The organism is Bradyrhizobium sp. 179 (genome assembly GCF_023073535.1).
GTDB lineage: Bacteria > Pseudomonadota > Alphaproteobacteria > Rhizobiales > Xanthobacteraceae > Bradyrhizobium.
In genome coordinates this window covers 84,617-109,127 of the sequence record NZ_JADPJR010000055.1, presented here as the reverse complement: position 1 = coordinate 109,127, position 24,511 = coordinate 84,617, and the positions used below count along the sequence as shown (strand labels likewise).

The window sequence follows — 24,511 nt, the reverse complement described above, 5'->3', positions numbered from 1 at the left end:
CGGCAGCTGGTTGGCGTAGCGCACCGGCCGTCGCGACCGGTCCGTCAGGGCCTCGAACCCGTGTTCCTTGTACCGGCCAAAGATCTTGTAGCCGGTCTTCCGCGAGATGCCGAACTCCCGGCATACCTCCGTCATGGCCTCGCCGTCCAGCAGCCGGGCGACAAACCGCAGGCGCTCCTCCATCACCGAACTCGCTTTCCACGGCATCTACACCTCCCGCAGAACAAAAGCGGAAAGTGTAACCCGTCTGTCCGGTACGAAATGTCACCTATGTCTCGGGCCGCTCACTGTCCTTCAATATCCCGCGCCCGCCCGTGGAATGCTGCCGCCTCCACGGTGGGTGTTGCCGTGACCGCATGGCGCTCTCGCAAAAACTGTAACCAGGACAGTATGGTGCGAGAGGGAAGGCGGCTGACCGGAATTAAGGCCAAGGGAACCAAGCTCAGGACGCCGCCCCAGCTGATCTGGAACAAGATTCGAACATCGACCCGCGCACCGCGACCGGATACGGCGGGGCATGCCACCCCCTAAAGGTGGCGCGGCTATTCCACGCTGCCGGTGCCGCGGCGCAGGTCGGCCTCGATCTGCAACCGCGTGCCGCCGCCGAACCGGGCGCGGTAGACCTGAAGGTTTTCCATGATCCGCTGCACGTAATTGCGCGTCTCGGAGAACGGAATCAGCTCCACCCAATCGACCGCGTCAACTTTCGGATCGCGCGGATCGCCATAGCGTTCGACCCATTTCTTCACGCTGCCGCGACCGGCATTGTAGGCGGCAAAGGTCATGATGTAGGAGCCGCGATAATCTTCGAGCAGCCCACCGAGTTCGGCCGAGCCGAGCGTGGCGTTGTAGACCGAATCGTTCTTCAACCGGGACAGATCGTAAGTCGCGCCGTGGCGTTTGCAGACGTAGCGTGCGGCGTCCGGCGTCACCTGCATCAGCCCGTAGGCCTGCGCCGGCGAGACCACCGACGGATTGAACGCGCTCTCCTGCCGCGCGATCGCATAGACGATGCTGCGCTCGACCTCGGGCCCGATCGGCGTGAACTGCGGAATGCCGTTGACGGGATAGGCGTAGAAGTCGAACGGCAGGCCGCGATTGAGCGCGGCCTTGCCGAGCAGCAGCATGCCGCGCGCGTCGCGGTAGCGCTGGGTGAGCTCGCCAAGGCCGGCAAGCGCTTCGGGATCGCCGTTCTCGCCCATGTCGGCGAGCAACGGCACTGCCATCTCACGCTCGTCAAGCTCGTAGAGCAGTTGCGCGGCGCGCACGATCTCGAGCCGCTCGGCGCCGCGGCCCCGCGGCTGACTGTTGAGCTCGATCTGGGGCAGTCCGAGTTTTGCGCGCGCGAGCTGGCCGTAATAGCTGGTCGACTGCTCGGCTGCGCGGGCATAGGCGTTGCGCGCCTCCTGCTGGCGGCCCATCGCTTCCGCGGCGCGGCCCTGCCAATAGCCGGCGCGCGCCAGCGTCGTCGGATTGACGCTGCCGACCCCGATCCGGGCGAAATGCTGGGCGGCGGTCGCGGGATCGTTGAGGAAGCGGAGTGCGATCCAGCCCGCGGTAAATTCCTGCTCGGTCTTGTAGATGTCGCGCGAGGGCAGGGCGGCATCGCGCGCGATCAGATAGGCGCTGCGGAATTCCTCGGTGTCGATCATCTTGCGCGCCAGGAGGCGCCGCTCGATCCACCATTCGTCGAGATTGTAGAGTCGGTTCGGATCCTTTGGCGCCGACAGCATGAGCTGCGCCGCTTCGGCAAACTTCTCCTCGCGGCGCAGGAGCTGGATCTTGCTGAAGATGAAGCCGGGATCGTTGTGCAGCTCACGCGGCACGGCGTCGAGCAGCGCGCGCGCGTTGGGCGCCTTCTTGACGGCGGCGATGCGAGCCTTGGCGAGCGCGACATAGCCGGCGCCAAGGCGCTTGGCGGCGCGCAGCGCGGCCTCGTTCTCGCTGCCGTAGAGCAAAGTGTCCATCCGCGCCTTCTGATCGCCTGGCGTCAGCAGGGCGCCGAACTGGTCGAGCGCATTGTTCTCGGTCTCCTCCGACATCGGATCGCTGCGCCAGGCCTCGCGCACCAGCCGCTCGGCGTTGGCGCGGTCGCCGCGCGCCAGCATCGCCTTGGCGAGCGTGAAGCGGCCCTTGGCGGAGATCGGCGACTCATTCTCAAACCACGACCACGCAACTGAATCGTCGCGCCTGTCGTCCCACATCGCGGCCTCCAGGCGTCGGCGGAGGAAAGTCTGCGACGGCCAGCTCGGATTGGCGGACAGGAAGGCGCGGTAGCGCTCCACGGTCGCGCCATTGTCCTCGCTGCGCAGGATGATCCATTCCGCGAGCTTTCGCGCGACGGGATCCGAGATCGAAGCTGCATAATTGGTGGCATCGCCCGCCTTGCGCTTGCGCACGAGCTCGATGACGGTCTCCAGCGTGTCCTTGTCGGCCTGCGAGGTCGACGACGTTGCGGCGACCGCAGCCGGTATGACCGGCTTGCGCGGCGCTGCATGCTGGCGGGTCGCAGGAGCCAGCACGGGAGCTGCGATGGGTTTGGCCGCGGTCGGGGCGGCCGGTCTGACAGTGGCCGTCGAAGCCGGGGCGGGTGCGGTTTTGGGCGGCGCCCCGTTGGCGGTCGGTTTTGATGCTGGCGCGGGGGGAGCTGTCGCGGGCTTGGATGCTGCCGCGGGCTTGGACGCTGCTGCCGCGGGCTTGGGCCTGTCCTTTGCGGGTTCCTTGCCGGCGTTCGTCCCAGCGTCCTTGGCAGATTTCTTCGCGGCATCTTTGGCCGGGGCGCTGGCCCCCTTGCTGGTGCCCTTGGCCGTATCCTTCGAAGTTTCCTTGCCGGTTCCCTTGGACGAGTCCTTGGCGGCTGGCCTCGCGGAATTCTTAGCCTCGTCCGAAGTCGTCTCGTTGGGCTTTTCGTTGGACTTGGCCAAGGCAGCACAGCCGACCGACAGCCCTGCCATCAGGCACACGACCAGACCGGTGGATCGCCATGCGGCACGAGGAAGGGAGGTCACGGCGTTTCGTCGCCCCGAATCAGTCAAGTGGCCCAAGATCGAGCTGAATTTGATTGAATATGCGGACAAAATACCAACAGCCGCTTACCTCGGACCGATTTGCACCATCACCGCGGCAAAATCGCGGCCTAAACAGTGAGTCACACGCGGCGGGCCTTTTACCGGCCGGACAGACCCGATATGAATGGGCCTTGCTCAAGAGATCGCCGCGTACGGAGGAAGTCCATGGCAGCCAAGACGAAATTCCGGGGGTCGTTCACCGCCTTGGTCACGCCGTTCAAGAACGGCTCGCTGGACGAGGCGGCGTTCCGCTCTCTGGTGAATTGGCAGATTTCAGAGGGCACCAACGGCCTGGTCCCGGTCGGCACCACCGGCGAAAGCCCGACGCTCAGCCATGACGAGCACAAGAAGGTCGTCGAATGGTGCATCGCTGAGGCCAAGGGCCGCGTGCCGGTGATCGCGGGCGCCGGCTCCAACTCGACCAAGGAGGCCATCGAGCTCTCCCAGCACGCCGAGAAGGCGGGCGCCGATGCCGTGCTGGTCGTCACGCCCTACTACAACAAGCCAACCCAGGAAGGCATGTATCAGCACTTCAAGGCGATCAACGACGCGATCGGCATTCCCATCATCATCTATAACATTCCGCCGCGCTCGGTGATCGACATGTCGGTCGACACCATGAAGCGGCTGTGGGAGCTGAAGAACATCGCCGGCGTGAAGGACGCCACCGCCAGCATGGTCCGCGTGTCGCAGCAGCGCGCGGCGATGGGCGAGGATTTCAATCAGCTCTCCGGCGAGGACGCGACCATCCTCGGCTACATGGCCCATGGCGGCCATGGCTGCATCTCGGTGACCTCGAACGTCGCGCCGCGCTTGTGTTCGGAGTTCCACGTTGCCTGGCAGAAGGGCGACCATGCCACCGCCTTGAAGCTGCATGACAAGCTGATGCCGCTGCACAACAACCTTTTCATCGAAAGCAATCCGGCGCCGATCAAATACGCGATGTCGCTGCTCGGCAAGCTGGACGAGACGCTGCGGCTGCCGATGGTGCCGGTCTCCGAGCCGACTCGCATTGCCGTGCGCAGCGCGATGGTGCACGCGGGCCTGATCAACTGACGCGTTGGCCTTCGGGGAGCCTTACATGAGCGTCGAGGAAAGGGGCACGCGGATGCTCAAGGAGTTCCGCGAGTTCGCCATGAAGGGGAACGTCGTCGATCTCGCGGTCGGTGTCATCATCGGCGCGGCCTTCGGCGCCATCGTCAACTCGCTGGTCGGCGATGTCATCATGCCGATCATTGGCGCCGTCACCGGCGGACTCGACTTCTCGAACTACTTCACCCCCTTGTCGGCGAAGGTCACAGCCACCAACTTAGCCGATGCGAAAAAGCAGGGCGCCGTACTCGCTTGGGGCAGCTTTCTCACGCTGACGATCAACTTCATCATCATCGCCTTCGTGCTCTTCCTGGTGATCCGCGCCATAAATACCTTGAAGCGCAAGGAGGAGGCGGCACCTGCCGCTCCGCCGAAGCCGTCGGCCGAGGTCGAGCTGCTGACTGAGATCCGTGATCTCCTCAAGAAGTCTTGACGCGCGCGCTTCATCCGACCTGTTAGAATCCGTGCGCATCTTGATCAGGTTTGTCTGCGATGGCCGATAAGAACGAACGTCCGATCAAGGTCATGGCGGAAAATCGCAAGGCCCGCTTCAACTACGCCATCGAGGATACGATCGAGGCGGGCATTGCCCTGACCGGCACCGAGGTCAAGTCGATCCGCAACGGCAAGAGCACGATCGCGGAATCCTATGCCGACTCGAAGAATGGCGAGATCTGGCTGATCAACGCCACCATTCCCGAATATCTCCAGGGCAACCGCTTCAATCACGAGCCCAAACGGCCGCGAAAACTGCTGCTTCACCGCCGCGAGATCAACAAGCTGATGGGCGCGGTCGATCGCGAAGGCATGACGCTGATCCCGCTCAAGCTATACTTCAACGAGCGCGGTCGGGCCAAATTGCAGCTGGCGATTGCAAAGGGCAAGAAGCTGCACGACAAGCGCGAGTCCGAGAAGAAGCGCGATTGGAGCCGGGAGAAGGGCCGCCTGATGCGGGCAAGGGGATAGGGGATGATCCAGAGGAACCTGCTCGAGGTCGATTGGAGCCAGATTCCCGCGCCCGCCGACGACGGCGGCGCCGCGCATCTGACGGGCATGACGTTGCCGCCGATCGGCCTGCGCGCGACGGACGACACGTCAGTCACGCTGTCGGCGCTGCGCGGCCGGACCGTGGTGTTCGCCTATCCCCGCACAGGCGAGCCCGGCAAGATCGCACTGGTCGACGATTGGGACATGATCCCGGGCGCGCGGGGCTGCACCCCGCAGACTTGCGCGTTTCGCGACCTGTTTGCCGATTTGAAGGCGGCTGGCGCCTCGCACGTGTTCGGTCTCTCGACCCAGAGCAACGACTACCAGATCGAGATGGCCTCGCGGCTGCATCTGCCGTTCCCGGTGCTGTCGGACGAGAAGCTGAAGCTGACGCGCGCGCTGAATTTACCGACCATGCAGGTCGCAGGCCTGACGCTGATCAAGCGGCTTGCACTGATCATCGACGACGCCAGGATCACGCACGTGTTCTATCCGGTGTTTCCGCCGGACCGGAACGCCGGCGATGTGCTCGATTGGCTGAAGGCCAATCCAGCCAGGGGCTAGGTCGAGGCCTAATCGAGGTCGGCCTTCACCTTCGCGAACACGGACCGGAACATGTCGGGCGTCAGCACCCCTGTGTTGGTGTTGTAGCGGGAGCAGTGATAGCTGTCGTAAAGCTTGACCGCGCCGGCCTGGTGCACGGCGCCGTGGCCGAAGGGAGCTTGCGAGCCCTTCAGATTCAGCGGCTTGAGCACGCTGTCGTGCGCAATCCGCCCGAGCGCGACGATGGCGCGCAGGTTCGGCATGGTCGCCAAATTGGCGACGAGAAACCGGCGGCAGGTGGTGATCTCGATCGGAAGCGGCTTGTTCTGCGGCGGCACGCAATGCACGGCATTGGCGATCCGGCAATCGACCAGCTTCAGGCCGTCATCGGGGCGCGCCTGATAGATGCCCTTGGCAAACCCATATTCGAGCAGCGTCGCGTAAAGGAGATCACCGGCATAGTCGCCGGTGAAGGGACGACCGGTGCGGTTGGCTCCCTGCATCCCCGGCGCAAGGCCGACGATCAGCAGGCGCGCCTTGATGTCACCGAAGGGCGCAACCGGCGCATTGTGCCACGACGGCTCACGCGCGCGGTTGGCCTCGCGAAAGGCGACCAGGCGCGGACAGAGCGGACAGTCACGGTCGGGAACGACGGTGGAAGGCTGGCGGCTTGGCCGGGCCGCCTCACTCCTCGAAGTCGTCATCGCCCCTCGGCGCCATCGTGGTTGCGCGCTGGAGGAATTGCGGGGCGTGGTGGCGTCCCTCGCGCTCGCCGCGATCACGCGGGGCGGGGCGTTCGGACGGGTCGCGGCCGAGCTTGGATTGCAGCTCGACGAGGTCTGTGAACACGTCGGCCTGGCGGCGCAGCTCGTCGGCGATCATCGGCGGCTGGCTGGCAATGGTGGAGACCACGGTGACCCGCACGCCGCGGCGCTGCACGGCCTCGACCAGGGAGCGGAAGTCGCCGTCACCCGAGAACAGCACCATCTGGTCGATATGCTCGGCGAGCTCCATGGCGTCCACGGCGAGCTCGATGTCCATGTTGCCCTTGACCTTGCGGCGGCCGGAGGCGTCGATGAATTCCTTGGTCGCCTTGGTGACGACGGTGTAGCCGTTGTAGTCCAGCCAATCGATCAGCGGGCGAATCGAGGAGTATTCCTGATCCTCGATGATGGCGGTGTAGTAGAACGCCCGAAGCAGAGTCCCGCGGCTCTGAAACTCCTTCAGCAGGCGCTTGTAATCGATGTCGAAGCCCAGAGTTTTCGCCGTCGCGTAGAGATTGGCGCCATCGATGAAGAGCGCGATCTTGTTGGTAGGAGAAAGTGACATTCAGTTTGCTCGCGTAGTGGTCGTGATTGATCGTTTTATTGTTGGCGCGGCGGCAGCAAGCCGCGCAGTTCTAAGGCGCCGTCGAAAACCCGTCGAAACCGCAAATCCGGAGAAGTCGGGGCAATCAAGGTATAGTTATGGCGGACTTCCACACGCCCGGCGTTACCTTCGATGGCAGCCCGGGAAATCACCCATCCCAGCCCCAATGTGGGGGTAGCAGAGCCGTTTGGCGAGGCCAAATCACAAATTGGCCTTGCGAAAACGGCCCGGTCCCTATAACTAGCCCCGATCACCCACATATTTCGTCCCACCCACAACGGAGCGACAGTCCATGGCTCGCGTCACCGTAGAAGATTGTATCGACAAGGTCGACAACCGGTTTGACCTGGTCCTGCTGGCCGCCCACCGCGCCCGCATGATTTCGTCCGGTTCACAACTAACGGTTGATCGCGATAACGACAAGAACCCTGTTGTGTCCTTGCGCGAAATTGCCGAGACGACCATTTCGCCGGAGGACCTCCGCGAGGAGCTGGTGCACTCGCTCCAGAAGTTCGTCGAGGTCGACGAGCCCGAGCCTGATACGGTCCCGCTGATCGGTTCCGCGGGCGCGAGCGTCGATGCGGACGATACCGAGGTCGCCGTCGAACGCATGACCGAAGAGGAGCTCCTAAAGGGTCTCGAAGGCCTCGCACCGCCCGAGGAGCAGCCGGAGGAGGACGAGTAGGTCCTCCCGTCGCAATCATCGACCTCTTGTGATCTTATCAAGGCCCGAACCGTTGTTCGGGCCTTTGCTTTTGTTGGTGTTTTCGTGGTTACCATAGTGTTGTCGGTTCGCGCTGCGCCCTGTCACCGAATTGATCGGACGCGCCGGGGATCGGCGGTAAGATGTATGCAACGGGTCGCGTCGAGGCCCGTTTGAAGGCGGGACGTATGGTGTATCGGCGCTGGAAACCAATGCAGATGCAGGCCGCAACCGAATCGGTTGCCGTGGCCCCGACTGCGCCGGTGGCGCGCCCGGCGAAGCCACGCGCACGCATGATGCGTCAATATGACCTCGTCGAGCGCGTCAGGTCTTACAATCCCAACACCAACGAAGACCTGCTCAACCGTGCCTATGTCTATGCGATGAAGGCGCACGGCTCGCAGACCCGCGCCTCGGGCGATCCGTATTTCTCGCACCCGCTGGAAGTGGCGGCAATTCTCACCGACCTCAAGCTCGACGACGCCACCATCGTGGCCGCGCTGCTGCACGACACAATCGAGGACACCGAAGCGACACGGGCCGAGATCGACCAGATCTTCGGGCCCGAGATCGGCGCTCTGGTCGAGGGCCTGACCAAGCTGAAACGGCTGGAGCTGGTGTCGCGGGAGGCCAAACAGGCCGAGAATCTGCGCAAATTGTTGCTGGCCATTGCCGACGATGTCCGAGTGCTTCTGGTCAAGCTCGCCGACCGCCTGCACAACATGCGCACGCTGGACTTCGTGCCGACGGAATCGCGCAGGCGCATTGCCGAGGAGACGCTCGACATCTATGCGCCGCTGGCCGGCCGCATGGGCATGCAGGAAATGCGTGAAGAGCTGGAGGATCTGTCCTTCCGCACGCTCGATCCCGAGGCCTATTCGGTCGTGATGCAGCGGCTCGATGCGCTCGCCGAGCGCAACCGCAATCTGATCGGCGAGATCGAGGACCAGCTCTCCAACAATCTGCGCCACCGGGGGCTGGGCGCACGGGTCTATGGCCGCCGCAAGAAGCCGTTCTCGATCTGGACCAAGATGGAGCGCAAGTCGGTCGGCTTCGAGCAATTGTCCGACATCTTCGGCTTTCGCCTCGTCGTCAGCGACATCGAAGCCTGCTATCGCGCGCTCGGCATCGTCCACACCACCTGGCCGGTCGTGCCGGGGCGTTTCAAGGACTACATCTCGACGCCGAAGCAGAACGACTACCGCTCGATCCACACCACCGTGATCGGCCCCGGCAACCAGCGCGTCGAGCTCCAGATCCGCACCGAGGCGATGGACCAGATCGCCGAGCGCGGCATCGCCGCGCACGTCTTCTATAAGGAGGGCGTAGGCTCGCCGACCGAGTACCTCAAGCGCGAATCCAACGCCTTCGCCTGGCTACGCCACACCATCGGCATCCTCTCCGAGAGTGCCAATCCCGAGGAATTCCTCGAGCACACCAAGCTCGAGCTGTTCCATGATCAGGTGTTCTGCTTCACGCCCAAGGGCAAGCTGATCGCGCTGCCGCGCCATGCCAACGTGATCGACTTCGCCTATGCGGTGCATACCGACGTCGGCAATAGCGCGGTCGGCTGCAAGATCAACGGCAAGTTCGCGCCGCTGTCCTCGGAGCTCCAGAACGGCGACGAGGTCGAGGTGCTGACCTCGGAAGCGCAGTCGGCACCGCCGTCGGCCTGGGAGACGCTCGCGGTCACCGGCAAGGCGCGCGCCGCGATCCGGCGCGCCACGCGCACCGCCATGCGCGATCAATATGTCGGCCTCGGCCGGCGCATCGTCGAGCGCCTGTTCGAGCGCGCCAAGATCGAATATGCCGACGACAAGCTCAAGGGCGCGCTGCCACGGCTGGCGCGGACCTCGATCGAGGACGTCATGGCGGCGGTCGGGCGCGGCGAGATCAAGGCTTCCCACGTCGCGCGCGCGATGTATCCGGACTACAAGGAGGAGCGCATCGCGCGCTACGGCCTCAAGAAGGGGCTCGTCGCCAAGCTCAAGGAGAAGTCGTCGGAGTCGCCACGCAGCCCGGTCGCCATTCCGATCCGCGGCATCAATTCCGACCTGCCGGTGAAGTTCGCGCCGAACGGTGGCGCCGTGCCCGGCGACCGCATCGTCGGCATCGTGACGCCGGGCGAGGGCATCACGATCTACCCGATCCAGGCGCCGGCCCTGAAGGATTTCGAGGAGGAGCCGGAGCGCTGGCTCGACGTGCGCTGGGACATCGAGGATTCCTTGCCGCAGCGCTTCCCGGCCCGCATCAAGGTCGAGAACGTCAACGAGCCCGGCGCGCTGGCACAGATCGCGACGGTGATCGCCGAGCACGACGGCAACATCGACAATATCAGCATGCAGCGCCGCTCACCTGATTTCACGGAGACGACGATCGACCTCGAAGTCTACGATCTGAAGCATTTGAGCGCGATCCTGGCCCAATTGCGCGCCAAGGCGGTCGTCGCCCGCGTCGAACGTGTTAATGGATAGACGCTTCTCGCATGGTCTGTCCCCCTGAGCTCGTGAGTCCTGCAATGCCCGCACTTCCGCTCCGCCTCGGCGTCAACGTCGATCATGTCGCGACCCTGCGCAACGCGCGCGGCGGCCGCAATCCCGATCCGGTGCGCGCCGCCCTGGTGGCGATCGAAGCCGGGGCCGATGGCATCACGGCGCATTTGCGTGAGGATCGCCGGCACATCCGCGACGAGGACATGGCGCGGCTGAAGGCGGAGATCTCCAAGCCGCTCAATTTCGAGATGGCGGCGACCGACGACATGATGCGGATCTCGCTCGCCACAAGACCCCACGCGGTGTGCCTCGTGCCGGAGCGGCGGCAGGAGGTGACGACCGAGGGTGGGTTAGATGTCGTCGGCCAGAACGATGCGCTCGCGCCCTACATCGCGCGGCTGAGCGATGCCGGCATCCGGGTCTCGCTGTTCATCGCCGCCGACCCCGCGCAGATCGAAATGGCGGCGCGGCTGCGCGCCCCCGTGATCGAGATCCACACCGGCGCATGGTGCGACGCCGTCGTCGACGGCCAGACCAACAAGGCCGATGCCGAATGGCAGCGGATCGTGGCGGGGGCGAAGCTGGCGAAGGAAGCGGGGCTCGAGGTCCATGCCGGCCACGGGCTCGACTATACGACGGCGGAGACGATCGCGGCCCTGCCTGAGATCATGGAGCTCAACATCGGCTACTACATGATCGGCGAGGCGCTGTTCGTAGGGCTCGCCGAGACCGTGCGCAGCATGCGCGCGGCGATCGACCGCGGCCGGAGCCGGGCATGATCATCGGAATCGGCTCGGACCTGATCGACATCACCCGCGTCGCCAGGGTGATCGAGCGCCATGGCGAGCGCTTCCTCGACCGCATCTTCACCGCGGCCGAGCGGGCCAAGGCGGAGCGGCGCGCCAAGAACGAGAAGATGGTGGTGGCGACCTACGCCAAGCGCTTTGCCGCCAAGGAGGCCTGCTCCAAGGCGCTCGGTACCGGGATCCGGCGCGGCGTCTGGTGGCGCGACATGGGGGTGGTCAACTTGCCGGGCGGACGGCCGACCATGCACCTGACCGGCGGCGCCTTGGCTCGGCTTCAGGCGCTGACACCGGAAGGGTTCGAGGCGCGGATCGATGTTTCGATCACAGACGACTGGCCGCTCGCGCAGGCCTTCGTCGTCATTTCCGCCGTCCCGCTGGCCAAGCCCTGACCGGATCCTGTAATCTCATAATTCGTTTGAAATACCAATATCTTATGCAGTTTTGATGCGATCCTTGATTGCGTGGTCTCCGACAACCGTCTAAAAGTCCGTCGACGCAAATCAGGCTGGGTGAATTCGGCTTTACGCCGGAATTGGCCCTCACTATCAGAATCAGGACAATCTCCTTGGGCCGCGAGCCGATCGGCTGTTCGCGGGAGGAGGGCGCTCTGTGACCGCCGGCCGGAATTGAGAGAGCAATGAGCGTGACTTCGGGAACGAAAACTGAGAGCGGTGTCGGCGAAACGATTCGGGTCGTGATCCATGCCCTGCTGATCGCGCTGGTGATCCGCACGTTCCTGTTCCAGCCGTTCAACATCCCGTCCGGTTCGATGAAGGCCACGCTACTGGTCGGCGACTATCTGTTCGTCTCGAAATATTCCTACGGCTATAGTCACTATTCGATCCCGTTTTCGCCGCCGCTGTTCTCGGGGCGGATCTGGGGCTCTGACCCCGACCGCGGCGACATCGTCGTGTTTCGGCTGCCCAAGGACGATTCCACCGACTACATCAAGCGCGTGATCGGTCTTCCCGGCGACCGCATCCAGATGCGGGACGGTCTGCTCTACATCAACGACACTCCGGTCGAGCGGCAGCGCATGAGCGAGTTCGTCGGCGAGGATCCGTGCGGCTCCGAAGGCGGGGGCATCTCCCGGGTGAAGCGCTGGAAGGAGACGCTACCGAACGGCGTGTCCTACGAGACGCTGGACTGCGCCGACAACGGCTACATGGACAACACCAACGTCTACACGGTGCCGCCCGGTCACTTCTTCATGATGGGCGACAACCGCGACAACTCGACCGACAGCCGCTTCCTCGGCCAGGTCGGTTATGTACCGCAGGAGAATTTGATCGGCCGCGCGCAGATGATCTTCTTCTCCATCGCCGAAGGCGAGCATGCCTGGATGTTCTGGCGCTGGCCTTGGGCGGTGCGCTGGAATCGTTTCTTCAATATCGTCCGATGAAAGACGAAGCCAAGGACATCGCGACCCCACTGACGGAGGCGCAAGCCGGCCCCGAGGGCGAAGCTGCGACCAAACCGCTTGCGAGCAAGGCGCCCGTGAAGAAGAAGCGGACGCGAAGCAGCAAGGCCAAGGGCGCGGACGCGAACGCGGCGCTCGAGGCGCGCATCGGCCACAGCTTCAGTGACCCGAACCTCTTGATGCAGGCGATCACGCATGTCTCGGCACTGAAGTCCGGGCGCAAGCGCGGCGACAGCTATCAGCGCCTGGAATTTCTCGGCGACCACGTGCTCGGGCTGGTCGTCTCCGACATGCTCTATCACACCTTCCCAAACGCCGACGAAGGCGAGCTGTCCAAGCGGCTTGCCGAGCTCGTGCGCAAGGAGAGCTGCGCCGACGTCGCAAAATCGCTCGGTCTGCTCGACGACATCAAGCTCGGCTCGGTCGGCCCCAGCGCCGACGCCCGCCTGCGCAAGAGCGTGCTCGGGGACATCTGCGAGGCCGTGATCGGCGCCGTCTTCCTCGACGGCGGGTACGCGGCGGCCGCCGAATTCGTCAGGCGCAACTGGACCGAGCGCATGCACAAGCCGCGCCGTCCCTTGCGCGACCCCAAGACCGTGCTCCAGGAATGGGCGCAGGGGAAAGGCTTGCCGACCCCGGTCTACCGCGAGGTCGAGCGTACCGGCCCGCATCACGATCCGCAATTCCGGGTTGCCGTCGACCTGCCGGGATTGGCCCCGGCCGAAGGCATCGGCGGCAGCAAGCGTGCGGCAGAGAAGGTGGCAGCTTCAGTGATGATCGAACGCGAAGGCGTTGGCGGCGGCAATGACGGCTGAAGCAAGCGGCGAGGCGCCTACCGCTACGCGCTGCGGCTTCGTTGCGCTGATCGGCGCGCCGAATGTCGGCAAGTCCACGCTGACGAACGCGCTGGTCGGCGCCAAGGTCACGATCGTCTCGCGCAAGGTGCAGACTACGCGCGCGCTGATCCGCGGCATCGTGATCGAGAACAACGCGCAGATCATCCTGGTCGACACGCCCGGCATCTTCTCGCCGAAGCGCCGGCTCGACCGTGCCATGGTCTCGACCGCCTGGAGCGGGGCTCACGACGCCGATCTCGTCTGCGTGCTCCTCGATGCCAAGACCGGGATCGACGAGGAGGCCGAGGCGATCCTCGCCAAGGCGGCCAGCGTCAACCACGAGAAGATCCTGGTGATCAACAAGGTCGACCTGGTCCAGCGCGAGAAGCTGTTGGCTCTGGCCCAGGCCGCCAACGAGCGCATGAAATTCGCGAAGACCTTCATGATTGCGGCGATCTCGGGCGACGGCGTCGACGACATCCGCACGACGCTGGCCGAGATGGTGCCTCCTGGTCCATTCCTCTATCCCGAGGACCAGATGTCGGACGCGCCGATGCGGCAGCTAGCTGCCGAAATCACGCGCGAAAAAATCTATCAGAAGCTGCACCAGGAATTGCCCTACCAGTCCACGGTCGAGACCGACAAGTGGGAGGAGCGCAAGGACAAGTCGGTGCGCATCGAGCAGACGATCTTCGTCGAGCGCGAAAGCCAGCGCAAGATCGTGCTCGGCAAGGGCGGCGCCACCATCAAGTCGATCGGCGCCGACTCGCGCAAAGAACTGATGCAGATCCTGGATGTACCGGTGCATCTGTTCCTGTTCGTCAAGGTGCGCGAGAACTGGGGCGACGATCCCGATCGCTATCGCGAGATGGGCCTGGACTTCCCCAAGGAATAACCAAGAACAGATCGGTATCCGATGAGCGTGCCCAGCAACGTCCGGCGCTTCGAAGCGCTGCTCTATGCATCGTTGATGCTGGATGCCCTGTCGGTCGCGGTGCAGGACCGCACGCCCAACGCCGAGATGGCCGAGCAAATGATCATGACCGCCACCCTGCTCGCCGGCGGCATGATCCTGCTTCTCGTCTATTTCGTCTGGCTCGCCGCGCATGGACGCAAGAACTGGCCGCGCTGGGTGCTTGCGGCAGCCCTCGTGCTGTCGGTGATCTCGCTCGGCCAGATCATCGGCGAGAAGGGCATGGAGCTCGACAGCGCCATCGAGATCGTCTCCTGCGTGCTGACGACGATGGGCCTGTATTTCTCCTTCACGGGCGATGCACAGGGCTGGTTCAACGCCTAGCGTCTCGCGCGACGCCGCAGGGTGGGTTACACTTCCTGCCATGGAATGGACCGACGAAGGCATCGTGCTGGGGGTGCGCCGGCATGGCGAGAGCAGCGCCATCGTCGAGCTGTTGACGCGCGCGCACGGCCGGCATCTTGGTCTCGTCCGCGGCGGTGCCGGCTCGCGGATGCGGCCGCTTTTGCAGCCGGGGAACAGCGTCAGTGCGGTGTGGCGGGCGCGGCTCGACGAGCATCTCGGCACCTATGCGATCGAGGGATTGAAGCTGCGCGCGGCGACGCTGCTGGCATCGTCCCACGGGGTCTACGGCGTTACCCATCTCGCTTCGATCGCGCGGCTGCTGCCCGAGCGCGATCCGCATGAGGCGATCTTTGCTCTGCTCGAACATTCGCTCGATGATTTCGACGATATCGGCGGCGCCGCCGTGCACGTCATCCATTTCGAGCTGGCGATGCTGGCCGAACTCGGCTTTGGGCTGGCGCTGGAGAATTGCGCGGTAACCGGGGAGACCACGGACCTGATCTATGTCTCGCCCAAATCCGGCGGCGCGGTCTCGCGCGGCGCGGGCGAGCCCTGGCGCGACCGGCTGTTGCGGCTGCCGCCATTCCTGCGCCAGGGCGAGGTGCACACCGACCTTACCGAGCAGGATCTCCAGGACGGCTTTCGGCTCACCGGTTTGTTCCTGCTGCGCCACGTGCTGGAGCCGCGCGGGCAGGGCCATTCCGACGCGCGCGCCGGATTTATCAACGCCTTGATGCGGCAGCAGGGAAGGGCGGAGATTCCGGTGCCATGATTAAATAGCGCCTCTGCCGGTTCCCGGGAACCAAATCTTGGCCGGCCGAATTGACCCGCGGTTCCACAGCGGGGTTAGCCTAAATGTTGATCAGGGGATTCGCCTTGTCGGCGGCGCTGCTCGCGTGCGCGCCTGATGCAATGGCCGGCGAGCCGCAACTTGGCGTGTTTCGTCGGGCATCCTGCACCGTCATTCGGTATTATGTGGCCAAATATTCGGTTGCAGCCGCAGAGGCATGGGCGCGGTCCAAGGGCGCGAGCGAGGCTGAGATCGAGACCGCCCGGCGTTGCCTGGCCAATGCACCGGCCAGCACGCAGGCTCAGAATCCGCAAACCACCCAGCCTGTGACCGCCGGCTGGGCGGGGCACTAGCCACCCCCAAGGAACCAATCCATCCTTGCCCGATTCGCTTCCACGGTTTAACCGGGCGGCATGGGAAAACGAATCGTTCCGCCGGAAGAACCGGCCGAAATTCACGAGGTGCCGCTGCGTGAAGCGCTGGAAGAGCGCTATCTCGCCTATGCGCTCTCCACCATCATGCACCGTGCGTTGCCGGACGCGCGCGACGGCCTGAAGCCGGTGCACCGGCGCATCCTCTATGGCATGCGCCTGCTCCGGCTCGACCCCGGTACGGCGTTCAAGAAATCCGCAAAGATCGTCGGCGACGTGATGGGCTCGTTCCATCCGCATGGCGACCAGGCCATCTACGACGCCATGGTCCGCCTCGCGCAGGACTTCTCCTCGCGTTACCCGCTGGTCGACGGCCAGGGCAATTTCGGCAATATCGACGGCGATAACCCGGCTGCCTACCGTTACACCGAAGCGCGCATGACCGACGTCGCGCGTCTTCTGCTCGATGGTATCGACGAGGACGGGGTCGAGTTCCGCGCCAATTACGACGGCCAGTCGAAGGAGCCGATCGTCCTGCCCGGCGGCTTCCCCAACCTGCTTGCCAACGGCGCGCAAGGAATCGCGGTCGGCATGGCGACCTCGATCCCGCCGCACAACGCCGCCGAGCTGTGCGACGCCGCGCTGCATCTGATCGAGAAGCCCGACGCGAAATCCAAGGCGCTGCTGAAGTGGGTTAAGGGTCCGGATTTCCCGACCGGCGGCATCATCGTCGATTCCAAGCAGGCAATCGCCGAGGCGTACACGACGGGCCGCGGTTCGTTCCGCGTGCGTGCGCGGTGGGAGCAGGAGGAGGGCGCTCGCGGCACCTGGGTGGTCGTGGTCACCGAGATCCCCTGGCTGGTGCAGAAGTCGCGGATGGTGGAGAGGATCGCCGAGCTGTTGGACCAGAAGAAGCTCCCGCTGGTCGGTGATGTCAGGGACGAATCGGCCGAGGACGTCCGTCTCGTCATCGAGCCGAAGTCGAAGAACGTCGATCCCGCGCTGATGATGGAGTCGCTGTTCCGGCTGACGGAGCTTGAAAGCAAGATCCCGCTGAACCTGAACGTGCTGATCAAGGGCAAGGTGCCCAAGGTGGTCGGCCTGGCCGAGTGCTTGCGCGAGTGGCTCGACCATCTGCGCGACGTGCTGATCCGCCGCAACAATCACCGCAAGGCGCAGATCGAGCACCGGCTGGAAGTGCTCGGCGGCCTCCTGATCGCCTATCTGAACATCGACAAGGTGATCAAGATCATCCGCACCGAGGATGAGCCGAAGCCCGAGCTGATGAAGGCGTTCAAGCTCACCGAGGTGCAGACTGAAGCCATTCTCAATATGCGGCTGCGCAGTTTGCGCAAGCTCGAGGAGATGGAGATCCGCACCGAGGACAAGAACCTGCGCGCCGAGCTCAAGGGCATCAATGCGGTGCTCGCCTCGGAAGCCGAGCAATGGAAAAAGGTCGGCGAGCAGGTCGGCAAGGTCCGCGACATGTTCGGGCCGAAGACGCCGCTCGGCAAGCGCCGCACCACCTTTGCCGACGCACCCGAGCACGATCTCGCCGCGATCGAGGAAGCCTTTGTCGAGCGCGAGCCGGTGACGGTCGTGGTCTCTGACAAGGGCTGGATCCGCACCATGAAGGGTCATGTTGAGGATCTCTCGGGCCTTGCCTTCAAGCAGGACGACAAGCTCGGTTTCGCCTTCTTTGCGGAGACGACCTCGAAGCTGCTGCTGTTCGCCACCAACGGCAAGTTCTACTCGCTCGATGTGGCGAAGCTGCCCGGGGGCCGCGGCCACGGCGAACCGATCCGCCTGTTCATCGACCTCGAGCAGGAGGCTGCGCCGGTTGCGCTGTTCGTCAACAAGGGCGGGCGCAAATTCCTGGTCGCGAGCCACGAAGGCCAGGGTTTTGTGGTCAACGAGGACGATTGCGTCGGCACCACCAAGAAGGGCAAGCAGGTCCTCAACGTCGAGATGCCGAACGAGGCACGCGCGATCACCGAGGTAACAGGCGACACCGTTGCTGTCATCGGCGAGAACCGCAAGATGCTGATCTTCCCGCTCGACCAGGTCCCCGAGATGGCCCGCGGCCGCGGCACGCGCTTGCAGAAATACAAGGACGGCGGCCTCTCCGACGTCGCGGTATTCGATGCCAAGGCGGGGCTGACCTGGAAGGACTCCGCGGGGCGCGAATTCTCGGCAACGATGAAAGAGCTCGCCGAATGGCAAGGCAACCGCGCCGATGCCGGCCGTCTGGCACCGAAGGGGTTTCCGAAGTCGAACAAGTTCGGCCGGGTGATCGGGTAGGGCGGCTCTCGCCACAACGCCGGTGTCATGCTCCGCGAAACCGGGGCATCCAGTACGCCGCAGCTTCTCGGTCCGATCACGACCTTCTCTGAAATACTGGATCGCCCGGTCAAGCCGGGCGATGACAGCGAGGGGGCTAGACCACCTCCGATGCAATTTTCAAACAGCAGAGGAGCGTTCTCATTCTCGCGGCTCATCTCGCCCGAGCTTTGCTTCACGGCGCGCCCCTCGGAAATACAGGGCGCAGGGAAGGCCGGGCGCCGGCGGCACCCGAGTCCGTGTGCGATGGAAATGCACACGGGGTGGACAACAGGTGATGCCGGTCGCCCGGCCTTCCCTGCGCGAATGGTTTTAACGGTGTCCTTCGTGCTCTCCTCGGGGAGCGATGCACTGTTGCCCCCGTCGCCATGCGGATGACTGATGCGCGGGCCCGGTCGGGCCGCTACATCACCACAGGACTTGACGCACAGACCGCGGGCGTCAGGACCACACGACTTCTCCGTCCGCGCACGTCTTCGCTGGGAATCCGAGGGGTGGCGTGTGCTCGCCCCCGAACCCATGCGAAGACGCTGTCAGCGCCGTGTCGTTCGCGCGAAGGCATTGCTCACGGCTGAAGCCGCCCTGCAATGCCTGTTACGCTCGACGCCGTCGCGTCCATCGCTGCCCAGCCCGCGGTTCGTGACGATCGCGATCCGCCCCTTGTCTCGGGCCAGGGTGCTTTGCGTATACGACAAATCCGAATTTCGGTAAAGTGGAATATTTCGCGAAACGGGCTTGACAGGCGAGGGTGCGGAAGTGGTCAGCTGTTTTGCCCGACGGGTGCTGGCTGACGGGTGCGCTGTGACGAGCCTTTGACCCGCAGCTTGCAATGATGCGACGGCGGAAGGCTACAAAACTGTCCCTCATGGAGTGACGAAGCTCGACGTCGGAACCATAGGTTCGTTGCTACGTTTTCCCGGGCATGGAATGCCCCCGTTCCATGGAGAGGCACCAGCTCGCATTCCATTGCCCGCGAACTGGTGCCTTTCTCGATCGCAAATGGAGCGAACCTCGTGTTTGGTCAGCAACAATGAAATGGATGCTCGTGGTCTTGGTTGGCGGTATCGCGCCGGTGAACACCGACTTGTTTTCGACAAGTTCGCGGATTGCCTCTCAGCCGAAGAGCAAATGTGGAAGCACTATCGGAGAAATTCGATGAAATTCTCTTTGGCGATCCTCAGCCTTCTTGGACTACTCACATCGGCCGCGCTAGCCGACCCCTGGAAGGACGAAAGCGGTAAGCATCGCTGGAGCTACGATCGTGGTCCCTACCGCGCCTACAATTACGATCGCGAATACAAGCAAGAATACCGTCATGGCCCCTGCAAGATCGAACGAAAGTGGGGCAAGCACGGCGAATACAAAGAAGAGACGAAGTGCAAGGGCTACCGCGACTGACCTGACTGAGTTGGTCCTTCCAGATCACGCCTCGATAACGTGGGTCTCAGCTTGGCGCCAGCCTCGGAGCTGAGGCTTTTTTGTCGCCTGTGTACATTTTTGTACAAGCACCGGAACGCAGGCCGAGTTTCTGACTCATCTCACGGGGACCTCGATCGGATAGAAAAGACGTGCCGCGTTACACCTCCTTCGCCCGAGAGGCGGCAGCAACGTTGCTGCGAATGGCAAAAACGACAAAGGACCCGCAGGTCGCGTCGGGATTGGTCCAGCGAGCGGCCGACCTGAAGGACCGCACGGGTGAGCTGCCCCCGGTTGATATTGAGGCCGCCACGGAGCCAAAGAAGCCACTAACGCGGAACTGAAGCCTGCCCCATTGGCCCTTTTCGCTTCGAAACCCGCCGGGCCCCAGCTCGGGGGGCAACGGGGATGAAGCTGGGGTGCCCTCAAGAGAGATTCCGGTCGTGCTCCTTTGGTTCAGGAACATGACGGGCGGGCTACTGTTCGTGCAGGAACCTTGCCCTACCTGAGATGTTTCGAAAGCAACGCAACTCCTCAGGAGGAGGCTCACATGAGAACCCTGTTACTGGCTAGTATACTGGCGATTGCGGGTTTCGCTGTCGCCGCGCCGATCTCTATTGCACCGGCATCAGCTCAAGTTGCCGTTGATACTCCGTTTGGCGGCGTAAGAGTGGGGCCGGAGCGGCGTTACTACCGAGAGTATGATCGGCCCGCTTATCGCGCCTACGGATATGATCGCGGATATCGCGGTGACTGCCGCACCGTCACGATCGAGCGCGACGACGGTTCGGTCCGCAGGATCCGCCGTTGTGACTAGCGGTATCGGACCAGAAGATTGACCTCGGGTGCTTACTAAGAGGATCCGGGGGCACTATTCACTTAGAGGGCCGCTTCAGTTGGCGGCCTCTTTCATGTCGTGAATGTCGCCTGCTGGACCCAGAACGGAGTTGGACTCAGATGCGCACCTCAGCAGGTTGTCACCGACAGAGTTGCGGGATGTGATCCGACGAGCTTTGGCAGGTCAACAGGTTTGTGCCACCGGGCTCACACCTGTAAATCGCTCCGGAATAACATTGGCGTCGTACCCGCTACAGAAGACAAAAAGTTATCCTCTGCCGGATCAGCTCGTCGGCAATTGGGTAAGCCGCCTCATTGTGAAGGTGGCGCCGTATGGTCATCTGAAGGAGTACCCAATAAGCATCCTTCTGAAGCCACTTGCTCCCGCGCAGCTAGTTACGGCCGTTTCGCAGCTTTTCAACATCGGGCTCGCCGACCTGATGATCCAGTCAGATACTCAATAACTCAATAAGATGGGCGCAAGATCGCGGTCCCATCACCACAGCGACCGCACGCTGAGGGCCATGTCGCGTCCTGGGCTGGTGCTCCTGAACGGCATCCTCTAATGGGCAAAGCGGAAGTCGCCCGCTCGAGCATTATCGAGGGCTCCTGACCCCTCCGGACATCGGGGTTCGAGCTGCCGCGGCGCAGCGGTTAACGGCTTCGGCATCTGCCGATTGTCGGCAAAGCATATTCCCGATCCTAGTCGGTGTCGTCCTCGGCACCACGCGAATGCCCGCTGGCCTGCAGCACCCGTGCGGTGTGGCCTTCCGGTCAGGGGACTCGGGGCGTATTCTAGAAGGCAGGAGTAGCCAGCTCCGGAGGACCAATGTTGCATTGGATTGAGTCCCATTCGATTCTCGGCATCATGCTTCTTGTATTCGGCTTTTGTTACGTGTTGACGATTGCGATTTTCGGCGCAGCGGCAATCCTGTCCCGGCGCGCAGTGGTGAGGGAGCTGAAGGCGGCCTCGCCTGTGACGTTGACGCCTCTAGCGGTTATCCTGGCCCTGCTCCTCGCCTTCCTGTCCTCGCGTGTATGGACAAATGTCGATCGCGCCGGGGAATATGTCGGTCAGGAAGCCAGTGCTCTCCGACAGGCCCTGCTCCTCGCGGATGCTTTGCCACCGGATGTTCGGAACAATCTGCGCGATAGCCTCAAGCGCCACCTTCATTTCATCGAAACGCAGGATTGGCCAGCGATGGGCAGGGGCGAAGCCACCTTGCAAGCAATCCCGACTGGATTGACTGACGCGATGGCGGCGGTCCTTTCCTTTACGCCCGCACAACCCGCTCAGCAACTGGCCCAGGAGCGCGCTTTGGTGGCGATCGAACATGCGTTTGAAGTCCGGCGAGATAGAATTCGGCTCAGCCAGCTTCAGATCGCGCCGATCCAGTGGGCAGTCATCGTTGCCTTGACGATGCTGATCCTCGTGACGATCGCAATGATACATATCGATAATCGAACGGCGATGGCGGCGACCCCGTTGATCTTTTCAACGGCAGTCGCTGTGTGCCTCGTCCTGCTCATGGTCTACGCCCGGCCTTTTGGCTTTGGAGGCGTGTCCATGGCACCGACAGCGTTTCGAGAGGTCGCTGTGGACTGACACCCTATACCCTCGCGGATCGGAGGCTTGACCACTTCTGCCGCAGCACGATGGCACCGCGGTGATCATGACCCACGACGTGGAACGAATTCTTGCCATTATCGATGCCGATCACCGCGATCGTCGCACTGAGGTTCTGAGACATGGCGTGCTCCTTGAGCGGACGGTTTACTCATCTCGTTCTGCCCACACTGTGATTTCCCATCCGATGGGCTTTTCTCCGAGGGCCATCGATCGGCTGCAAGCATGAACATCATCCGATCGCCTTACTAATCTACAGGAACCAAGAGGATTGTTGTGCGTTGCCGGGCTGCTCTTGAGTGTCACTCCGTTCAAGCTAGCTCGCCTCTGCTGGGTGAACTTAGGACGGAAGGCCGGGCGAGGTAGAGCAGGTGCTTCGTATCCGACTACTGATAGCAGATCGTCGTCCGATCGTTCTGCAGGGTTTTGGGACGCTACTTGCGGCGGAGCGTGACTTCGAGATTGTTGCGTCATGCACTAATGGAGCGGGTTGCCTCGAAGCACTCCGGAGGTTGACGCCAGATGTCGCCCTTTTAGAGGACGGATTTTCTGACGTGACGGCTTCTGAAATGCTCGCCGCCGTTACTGCGGAAAACCTTCCCACGCGCTTGGTATTCTACACAGCATCGGTTGCGCGAGGCGATATCGCTGACGCCGTCGCGGCGGGTGCCTGCACTGCGATTCCGATGCGCGAGGAGCCCGAAACCTTGTTCCGGTCACTGAGGCTGGTGGCACCGACCGCGGATCGGACGGCTACCCGCAAGCCCGGCAAGGGCGCGTGCGGCGAAACTGGACTTGCAGCGTTGACGGACCTGGAGCACAAGATCCTACGTCTGGTCGCCTGCGGTATGTCGAACAAGGAGATTGCGCGCCAGCTCAACGTCGCCACAGGCACCATCAAGGCGCGAGTTGATCACATATCTGCGCAGCTTGAGATCAAAAGCCGAACCGAGCTCGCAACGTTCGCCCTGTCGCGCCTTTACGGCAGGGTCGGCGCGCTTGCAGCTCTGATTTGGGCAGCGCTGGACGACGTTCAACCCGCGAGCGCGAGCGCAGTTGATCATGCGCTTACCGATAGTGTCACGGTAATGGCCGCAGACGACACCGGCGCTGTCGTGACCATCAAAATCAGCCCCCAAAAAACGACCGCGGCTTCGGGTAAAACGGCCAGAGCCGTGGGTAAAGCCGATCGTGCCGAGAACTCTGCAGCTGACATCCCGACGCGGGGCAGCAAGCTCGTCGAGTCCCGCGCCGATATTGCCGCCAGCACGATCACATCGCCGACACTCAACCCTCCGAGGTCAAGCATCAGTGACTTTGGCGGGTTTATGCTCATGGCGGTCGGAGTTTCGATTTACGAACTCCTTAACAGTCCTGCGCAGGCGTTCACTTTTTGCGATACCTTTGCGTCGGCTGCCGCAAACGCCACCAGCGAATTGGGCGTCCTTAATATGCCTGGCAGCGCCGATGCGAACCTAAACGAGTTCGAGAACCTAGCCTGGCTTAATCCCGAAGGCCGCCACGAATCATTCGTTTTCGAGGCTGGCCGAAGCGATGCCATCGGCAGAAGCGACGAGCTTCAGATCGTCGATGCATTCGCAAGCGAACATGGCGTGGGCGCCGGCGGCAACCCTCACGTCGGGTCCGGCGCCATCGACGCTCCGATCGATCATAGCGGCCTCGAGCAGGCGGCCGCGACGGACGCATCGAGGAAGGCCGAACACGGCACAATACACGCGACTCCACTAGACGGATCCAATGATGAACAATCGCAGCGTGATTTGCATGTTTCGGAACAGGGAGCAGCAGCCGGTAAGCCACACGCCGGAGACGGGCCACCGGGACACGATCCAGGTCATGGACAATCGCAGCGCGATTTGCATATCTCGGAACAGCGGGCAGCAGCGGGTAAGCAGTCTGCCAAGCACGATTCAACCGGACACGATTCTGACTGGGGGCAATCGCATCGGGACTTAGACGCTTCGGAGGCTGACTCGCACAAGGCGCCCATAAGCGGTTCTAAAACTCTGCAAGCGGGGCCGGGCCAGAATGCAACGGCAGCTGCGCCCCAGTTCGAAGATTCCTTTCATTTCAAGAATGATAAGGCAGAGGTCAGACATTCAGAGAATTTTGAGAACGGCCACGGACCGGATGCAGTGGGAGATACTCTGCACGACGCCGGAAGAAATGGACTGGCGCTAATTCAGGACGCGGACCTGATTGGCCCTTCGCACGCCGCGCAAAGCGCCCCTGATCACGCAAGAGTTGAGCACCATCTGACGCATGATTTGTTTGTGTAGCCTTCGAGGCCTCACTAGGGACGGTACTGCTGCTTTGAGCGTTGCCGGCGCGTCCGCCGCGCCTGCGTCTAGGCCCTTAGCCGCCATGCAGCCCTGTCGGTTCAAGGTCCCGTTCCGGCAGCAGCTTCTAAGGGCGAATCGGAAGTCGTCCCGCTTGGTCATCATCGTCGACGGCTTGCTACCCACCCCGGACATAT

General features: G+C 63.0%; 22 protein-coding genes and 1 pseudogene. 18 read left to right on the top strand and 5 right to left on the bottom strand.

Features of this window, described 5'->3' with window-relative positions; all coding sequences use genetic code 11:
* Together IVB12_RS13890 and IVB12_RS13885 are read right to left on the bottom strand one after the other, a co-directional pair.
* A partial coding sequence (locus IVB12_RS13890; protein WP_247298086.1) for a helix-turn-helix domain-containing protein occupies window positions 1–183 on the bottom strand: 183 nt, incomplete at its 3' end.
* A gap of 359 nt (window positions 184–542) precedes the next feature.
* Complete coding sequence (locus tag IVB12_RS13885; RefSeq protein WP_247299713.1) at window positions 543–2,954, bottom strand: lytic transglycosylase domain-containing protein; 2,412 nt, start codon at window positions 2,952–2,954, stop codon at window positions 543–545.
* 279 nt (window positions 2,955–3,233) lie between these two features.
* Here IVB12_RS13885 and dapA point away from each other — a divergent pair, with 279 nt between their 5' ends.
* From dapA to IVB12_RS13865, 4 genes are read left to right on the top strand one after another with little or no spacing between them, the layout of a single operon-like run.
* Window positions 3,234–4,124, top strand: coding sequence for a 4-hydroxy-tetrahydrodipicolinate synthase (dapA, locus tag IVB12_RS13880; protein ID WP_247299686.1), 891 nt, complete (start codon window positions 3,234–3,236; stop codon window positions 4,122–4,124).
* Window positions 4,125–4,176: 52 nt separating this feature from the next.
* Window positions 4,177–4,593, top strand: coding sequence for a large conductance mechanosensitive channel protein MscL (mscL, locus tag IVB12_RS13875; RefSeq protein WP_247299711.1), 417 nt, complete (start codon window positions 4,177–4,179; stop codon window positions 4,591–4,593).
* 59 nt (window positions 4,594–4,652) lie between these two features.
* Window positions 4,653–5,126 carry an SsrA-binding protein SmpB gene (smpB, locus tag IVB12_RS13870; RefSeq protein WP_247299684.1) on the top strand — a complete coding sequence of 158 codons (474 nt, stop codon included), beginning with the start codon at window positions 4,653–4,655 and terminating at the stop codon, window positions 5,124–5,126.
* Window positions 5,127–5,129: 3 nt separating this feature from the next.
* Window positions 5,130–5,711 carry a peroxiredoxin gene (locus IVB12_RS13865; protein ID WP_247299681.1) on the top strand — a complete coding sequence of 194 codons (582 nt, stop codon included), beginning with the start codon at window positions 5,130–5,132 and terminating at the stop codon, window positions 5,709–5,711.
* Window positions 5,712–5,719: 8 nt separating this feature from the next.
* Here IVB12_RS13865 and IVB12_RS13860 read toward each other — a convergent pair whose 3' ends face one another.
* A complete protein-coding gene (locus tag IVB12_RS13860; RefSeq protein WP_247299680.1) occupies window positions 5,720–6,394 on the bottom strand; it encodes a uracil-DNA glycosylase in 675 nt (224 codons plus the stop codon).
* Window positions 6,375–7,019, bottom strand: coding sequence for an NYN domain-containing protein (locus tag IVB12_RS13855; RefSeq protein ID WP_128933338.1), 645 nt, complete (start codon window positions 7,017–7,019; stop codon window positions 6,375–6,377). Before IVB12_RS13855 ends, IVB12_RS13860 begins: the two co-directional genes overlap by 20 nt.
* A gap of 331 nt (window positions 7,020–7,350) precedes the next feature.
* Between IVB12_RS13855 and rpoZ the strand changes: the two genes are divergently transcribed.
* From rpoZ to IVB12_RS13790, 13 genes are all read left to right on the top strand, one after another.
* Complete coding sequence (gene rpoZ, locus IVB12_RS13850) at window positions 7,351–7,743, top strand: DNA-directed RNA polymerase subunit omega (protein ID WP_007603391.1); 393 nt, start codon at window positions 7,351–7,353, stop codon at window positions 7,741–7,743.
* A gap of 206 nt (window positions 7,744–7,949) precedes the next feature.
* On the top strand, window positions 7,950–10,235 hold the full coding sequence (locus tag IVB12_RS13845) for a bifunctional (p)ppGpp synthetase/guanosine-3',5'-bis(diphosphate) 3'-pyrophosphohydrolase (protein WP_247299709.1): 2,286 nt from the start codon (window positions 7,950–7,952) through the stop codon (window positions 10,233–10,235).
* Window positions 10,236–10,279: 44 nt separating this feature from the next.
* Window positions 10,280–11,032 carry a pyridoxine 5'-phosphate synthase gene (locus IVB12_RS13840; RefSeq protein WP_247299678.1) on the top strand — a complete coding sequence of 251 codons (753 nt, stop codon included), beginning with the start codon at window positions 10,280–10,282 and terminating at the stop codon, window positions 11,030–11,032.
* Window positions 11,029–11,448 carry a holo-ACP synthase gene (gene acpS / locus IVB12_RS13835; protein WP_247299675.1) on the top strand — a complete coding sequence of 140 codons (420 nt, stop codon included), beginning with the start codon at window positions 11,029–11,031 and terminating at the stop codon, window positions 11,446–11,448. Before IVB12_RS13840 ends, acpS begins: the two co-directional genes overlap by 4 nt.
* A gap of 248 nt (window positions 11,449–11,696) precedes the next feature.
* Window positions 11,697–12,461 (top strand): signal peptidase I, encoded by a 765-nt coding sequence (lepB, locus tag IVB12_RS13830; RefSeq protein ID WP_247299673.1) that lies wholly within the window; start codon window positions 11,697–11,699, stop codon window positions 12,459–12,461.
* Window positions 12,458–13,294 (top strand): ribonuclease III, encoded by an 837-nt coding sequence (gene rnc, locus IVB12_RS13825; RefSeq protein ID WP_247299671.1) that lies wholly within the window; start codon window positions 12,458–12,460, stop codon window positions 13,292–13,294. Before lepB ends, rnc begins: the two co-directional genes overlap by 4 nt.
* A complete protein-coding gene (gene era, locus IVB12_RS13820) occupies window positions 13,284–14,210 on the top strand; it encodes a GTPase Era (protein WP_247277043.1) in 927 nt (308 codons plus the stop codon). The genes rnc and era overlap by 11 nt, the downstream gene beginning before the upstream one ends.
* Before the next feature lie 21 nt (window positions 14,211–14,231).
* Entirely contained in the window at window positions 14,232–14,612 is a 381-nt protein-coding gene (locus IVB12_RS13815) for a hypothetical protein (RefSeq protein ID WP_247299667.1), read from the top strand.
* Between the two features lie 40 nt (window positions 14,613–14,652).
* A complete protein-coding gene (gene recO, locus IVB12_RS13810) occupies window positions 14,653–15,405 on the top strand; it encodes a DNA repair protein RecO (protein ID WP_247299664.1) in 753 nt (250 codons plus the stop codon).
* Between the two features lie 83 nt (window positions 15,406–15,488).
* Window positions 15,489–15,776, top strand: a complete 288-nt coding sequence (locus IVB12_RS13805; RefSeq protein WP_247299661.1) for a hypothetical protein — start codon at window positions 15,489–15,491, stop codon at window positions 15,774–15,776.
* 60 nt (window positions 15,777–15,836) lie between these two features.
* A complete protein-coding gene (parC, locus tag IVB12_RS13800; RefSeq protein ID WP_247299659.1) occupies window positions 15,837–18,095 on the top strand; it encodes a DNA topoisomerase IV subunit A in 2,259 nt (752 codons plus the stop codon).
* 1,194 nt (window positions 18,096–19,289) lie between these two features.
* On the top strand, window positions 19,290–19,532 hold the full coding sequence (locus IVB12_RS13795) for a hypothetical protein (RefSeq protein ID WP_247299657.1): 243 nt from the start codon (window positions 19,290–19,292) through the stop codon (window positions 19,530–19,532).
* A 1,684-nt stretch (window positions 19,533–21,216) separates the two neighbouring features.
* The gene (locus tag IVB12_RS13790) at window positions 21,217–21,993 is read left to right on the top strand and encodes a DUF4239 domain-containing protein (RefSeq protein WP_247299655.1); all 777 of its coding nucleotides are present in this window, start codon (window positions 21,217–21,219) and stop codon (window positions 21,991–21,993) included.
* Between the two features lie 28 nt (window positions 21,994–22,021).
* Here the strand turns inward: IVB12_RS13790 and IVB12_RS13785 are convergent.
* Window positions 22,022–22,138: pseudogene (locus IVB12_RS13785) on the bottom strand (IS110 family transposase); the annotation flags it as partial.
* A gap of 247 nt (window positions 22,139–22,385) precedes the next feature.
* On the opposite strand from IVB12_RS13785, the gene IVB12_RS13780 reads away from it, so the two are divergent.
* Complete coding sequence (locus IVB12_RS13780) at window positions 22,386–24,314, top strand: response regulator transcription factor (protein WP_247299652.1); 1,929 nt, start codon at window positions 22,386–22,388, stop codon at window positions 24,312–24,314.
* Window positions 24,315–24,511 lie beyond the last annotated feature (197 nt).

What these genes read in the sequence shown, in the direction of transcription:
- IVB12_RS13815 (WP_247299667.1), top strand. Translation starts at nt 14,232, where the DNA reads ATGAGCGTGCCCAGCAACGTCCGGCGCTTCGAAGCGCTGCTCTATGCA.
- IVB12_RS13865 (WP_247299681.1), top strand. Translation starts at nt 5,130, where the DNA reads ATGATCCAGAGGAACCTGCTCGAGGTCGATTGGAGCCAGATTCCCGCG.
- IVB12_RS13885 (WP_247299713.1), bottom strand. Translation starts at nt 2,954, where the DNA reads ATGGCAGGGCTGTCGGTCGGCTGTGCTGCCTTGGCCAAGTCCAACGAA.
- IVB12_RS13845 (WP_247299709.1), top strand. Translation starts at nt 7,950, where the DNA reads ATGGTGTATCGGCGCTGGAAACCAATGCAGATGCAGGCCGCAACCGAA.
- IVB12_RS13860 (WP_247299680.1), bottom strand. Translation starts at nt 6,394, where the DNA reads ATGACGACTTCGAGGAGTGAGGCGGCCCGGCCAAGCCGCCAGCCTTCC.
- era (WP_247277043.1), top strand. Translation starts at nt 13,284, where the DNA reads ATGACGGCTGAAGCAAGCGGCGAGGCGCCTACCGCTACGCGCTGCGGC.
- dapA (WP_247299686.1), top strand. Translation starts at nt 3,234, where the DNA reads ATGGCAGCCAAGACGAAATTCCGGGGGTCGTTCACCGCCTTGGTCACG.
- recO (WP_247299664.1), top strand. Translation starts at nt 14,653, where the DNA reads ATGGAATGGACCGACGAAGGCATCGTGCTGGGGGTGCGCCGGCATGGC.
- mscL (WP_247299711.1), top strand. Translation starts at nt 4,177, where the DNA reads ATGCTCAAGGAGTTCCGCGAGTTCGCCATGAAGGGGAACGTCGTCGAT.
- IVB12_RS13840 (WP_247299678.1), top strand. Translation starts at nt 10,280, where the DNA reads ATGCCCGCACTTCCGCTCCGCCTCGGCGTCAACGTCGATCATGTCGCG.
- parC (WP_247299659.1), top strand. Translation starts at nt 15,837, where the DNA reads ATGGGAAAACGAATCGTTCCGCCGGAAGAACCGGCCGAAATTCACGAG.
- IVB12_RS13795 (WP_247299657.1), top strand. Translation starts at nt 19,290, where the DNA reads ATGAAATTCTCTTTGGCGATCCTCAGCCTTCTTGGACTACTCACATCG.
- IVB12_RS13805 (WP_247299661.1), top strand. Translation starts at nt 15,489, where the DNA reads ATGTTGATCAGGGGATTCGCCTTGTCGGCGGCGCTGCTCGCGTGCGCG.
- rnc (WP_247299671.1), top strand. Translation starts at nt 12,458, where the DNA reads ATGAAAGACGAAGCCAAGGACATCGCGACCCCACTGACGGAGGCGCAA.
- IVB12_RS13855 (WP_128933338.1), bottom strand. Translation starts at nt 7,019, where the DNA reads ATGTCACTTTCTCCTACCAACAAGATCGCGCTCTTCATCGATGGCGCC.
- smpB (WP_247299684.1), top strand. Translation starts at nt 4,653, where the DNA reads ATGGCCGATAAGAACGAACGTCCGATCAAGGTCATGGCGGAAAATCGC.
- lepB (WP_247299673.1), top strand. Translation starts at nt 11,697, where the DNA reads ATGAGCGTGACTTCGGGAACGAAAACTGAGAGCGGTGTCGGCGAAACG.
- rpoZ (WP_007603391.1), top strand. Translation starts at nt 7,351, where the DNA reads ATGGCTCGCGTCACCGTAGAAGATTGTATCGACAAGGTCGACAACCGG.
- IVB12_RS13790 (WP_247299655.1), top strand. Translation starts at nt 21,217, where the DNA reads ATGTTGCATTGGATTGAGTCCCATTCGATTCTCGGCATCATGCTTCTT.
- acpS (WP_247299675.1), top strand. Translation starts at nt 11,029, where the DNA reads ATGATCATCGGAATCGGCTCGGACCTGATCGACATCACCCGCGTCGCC.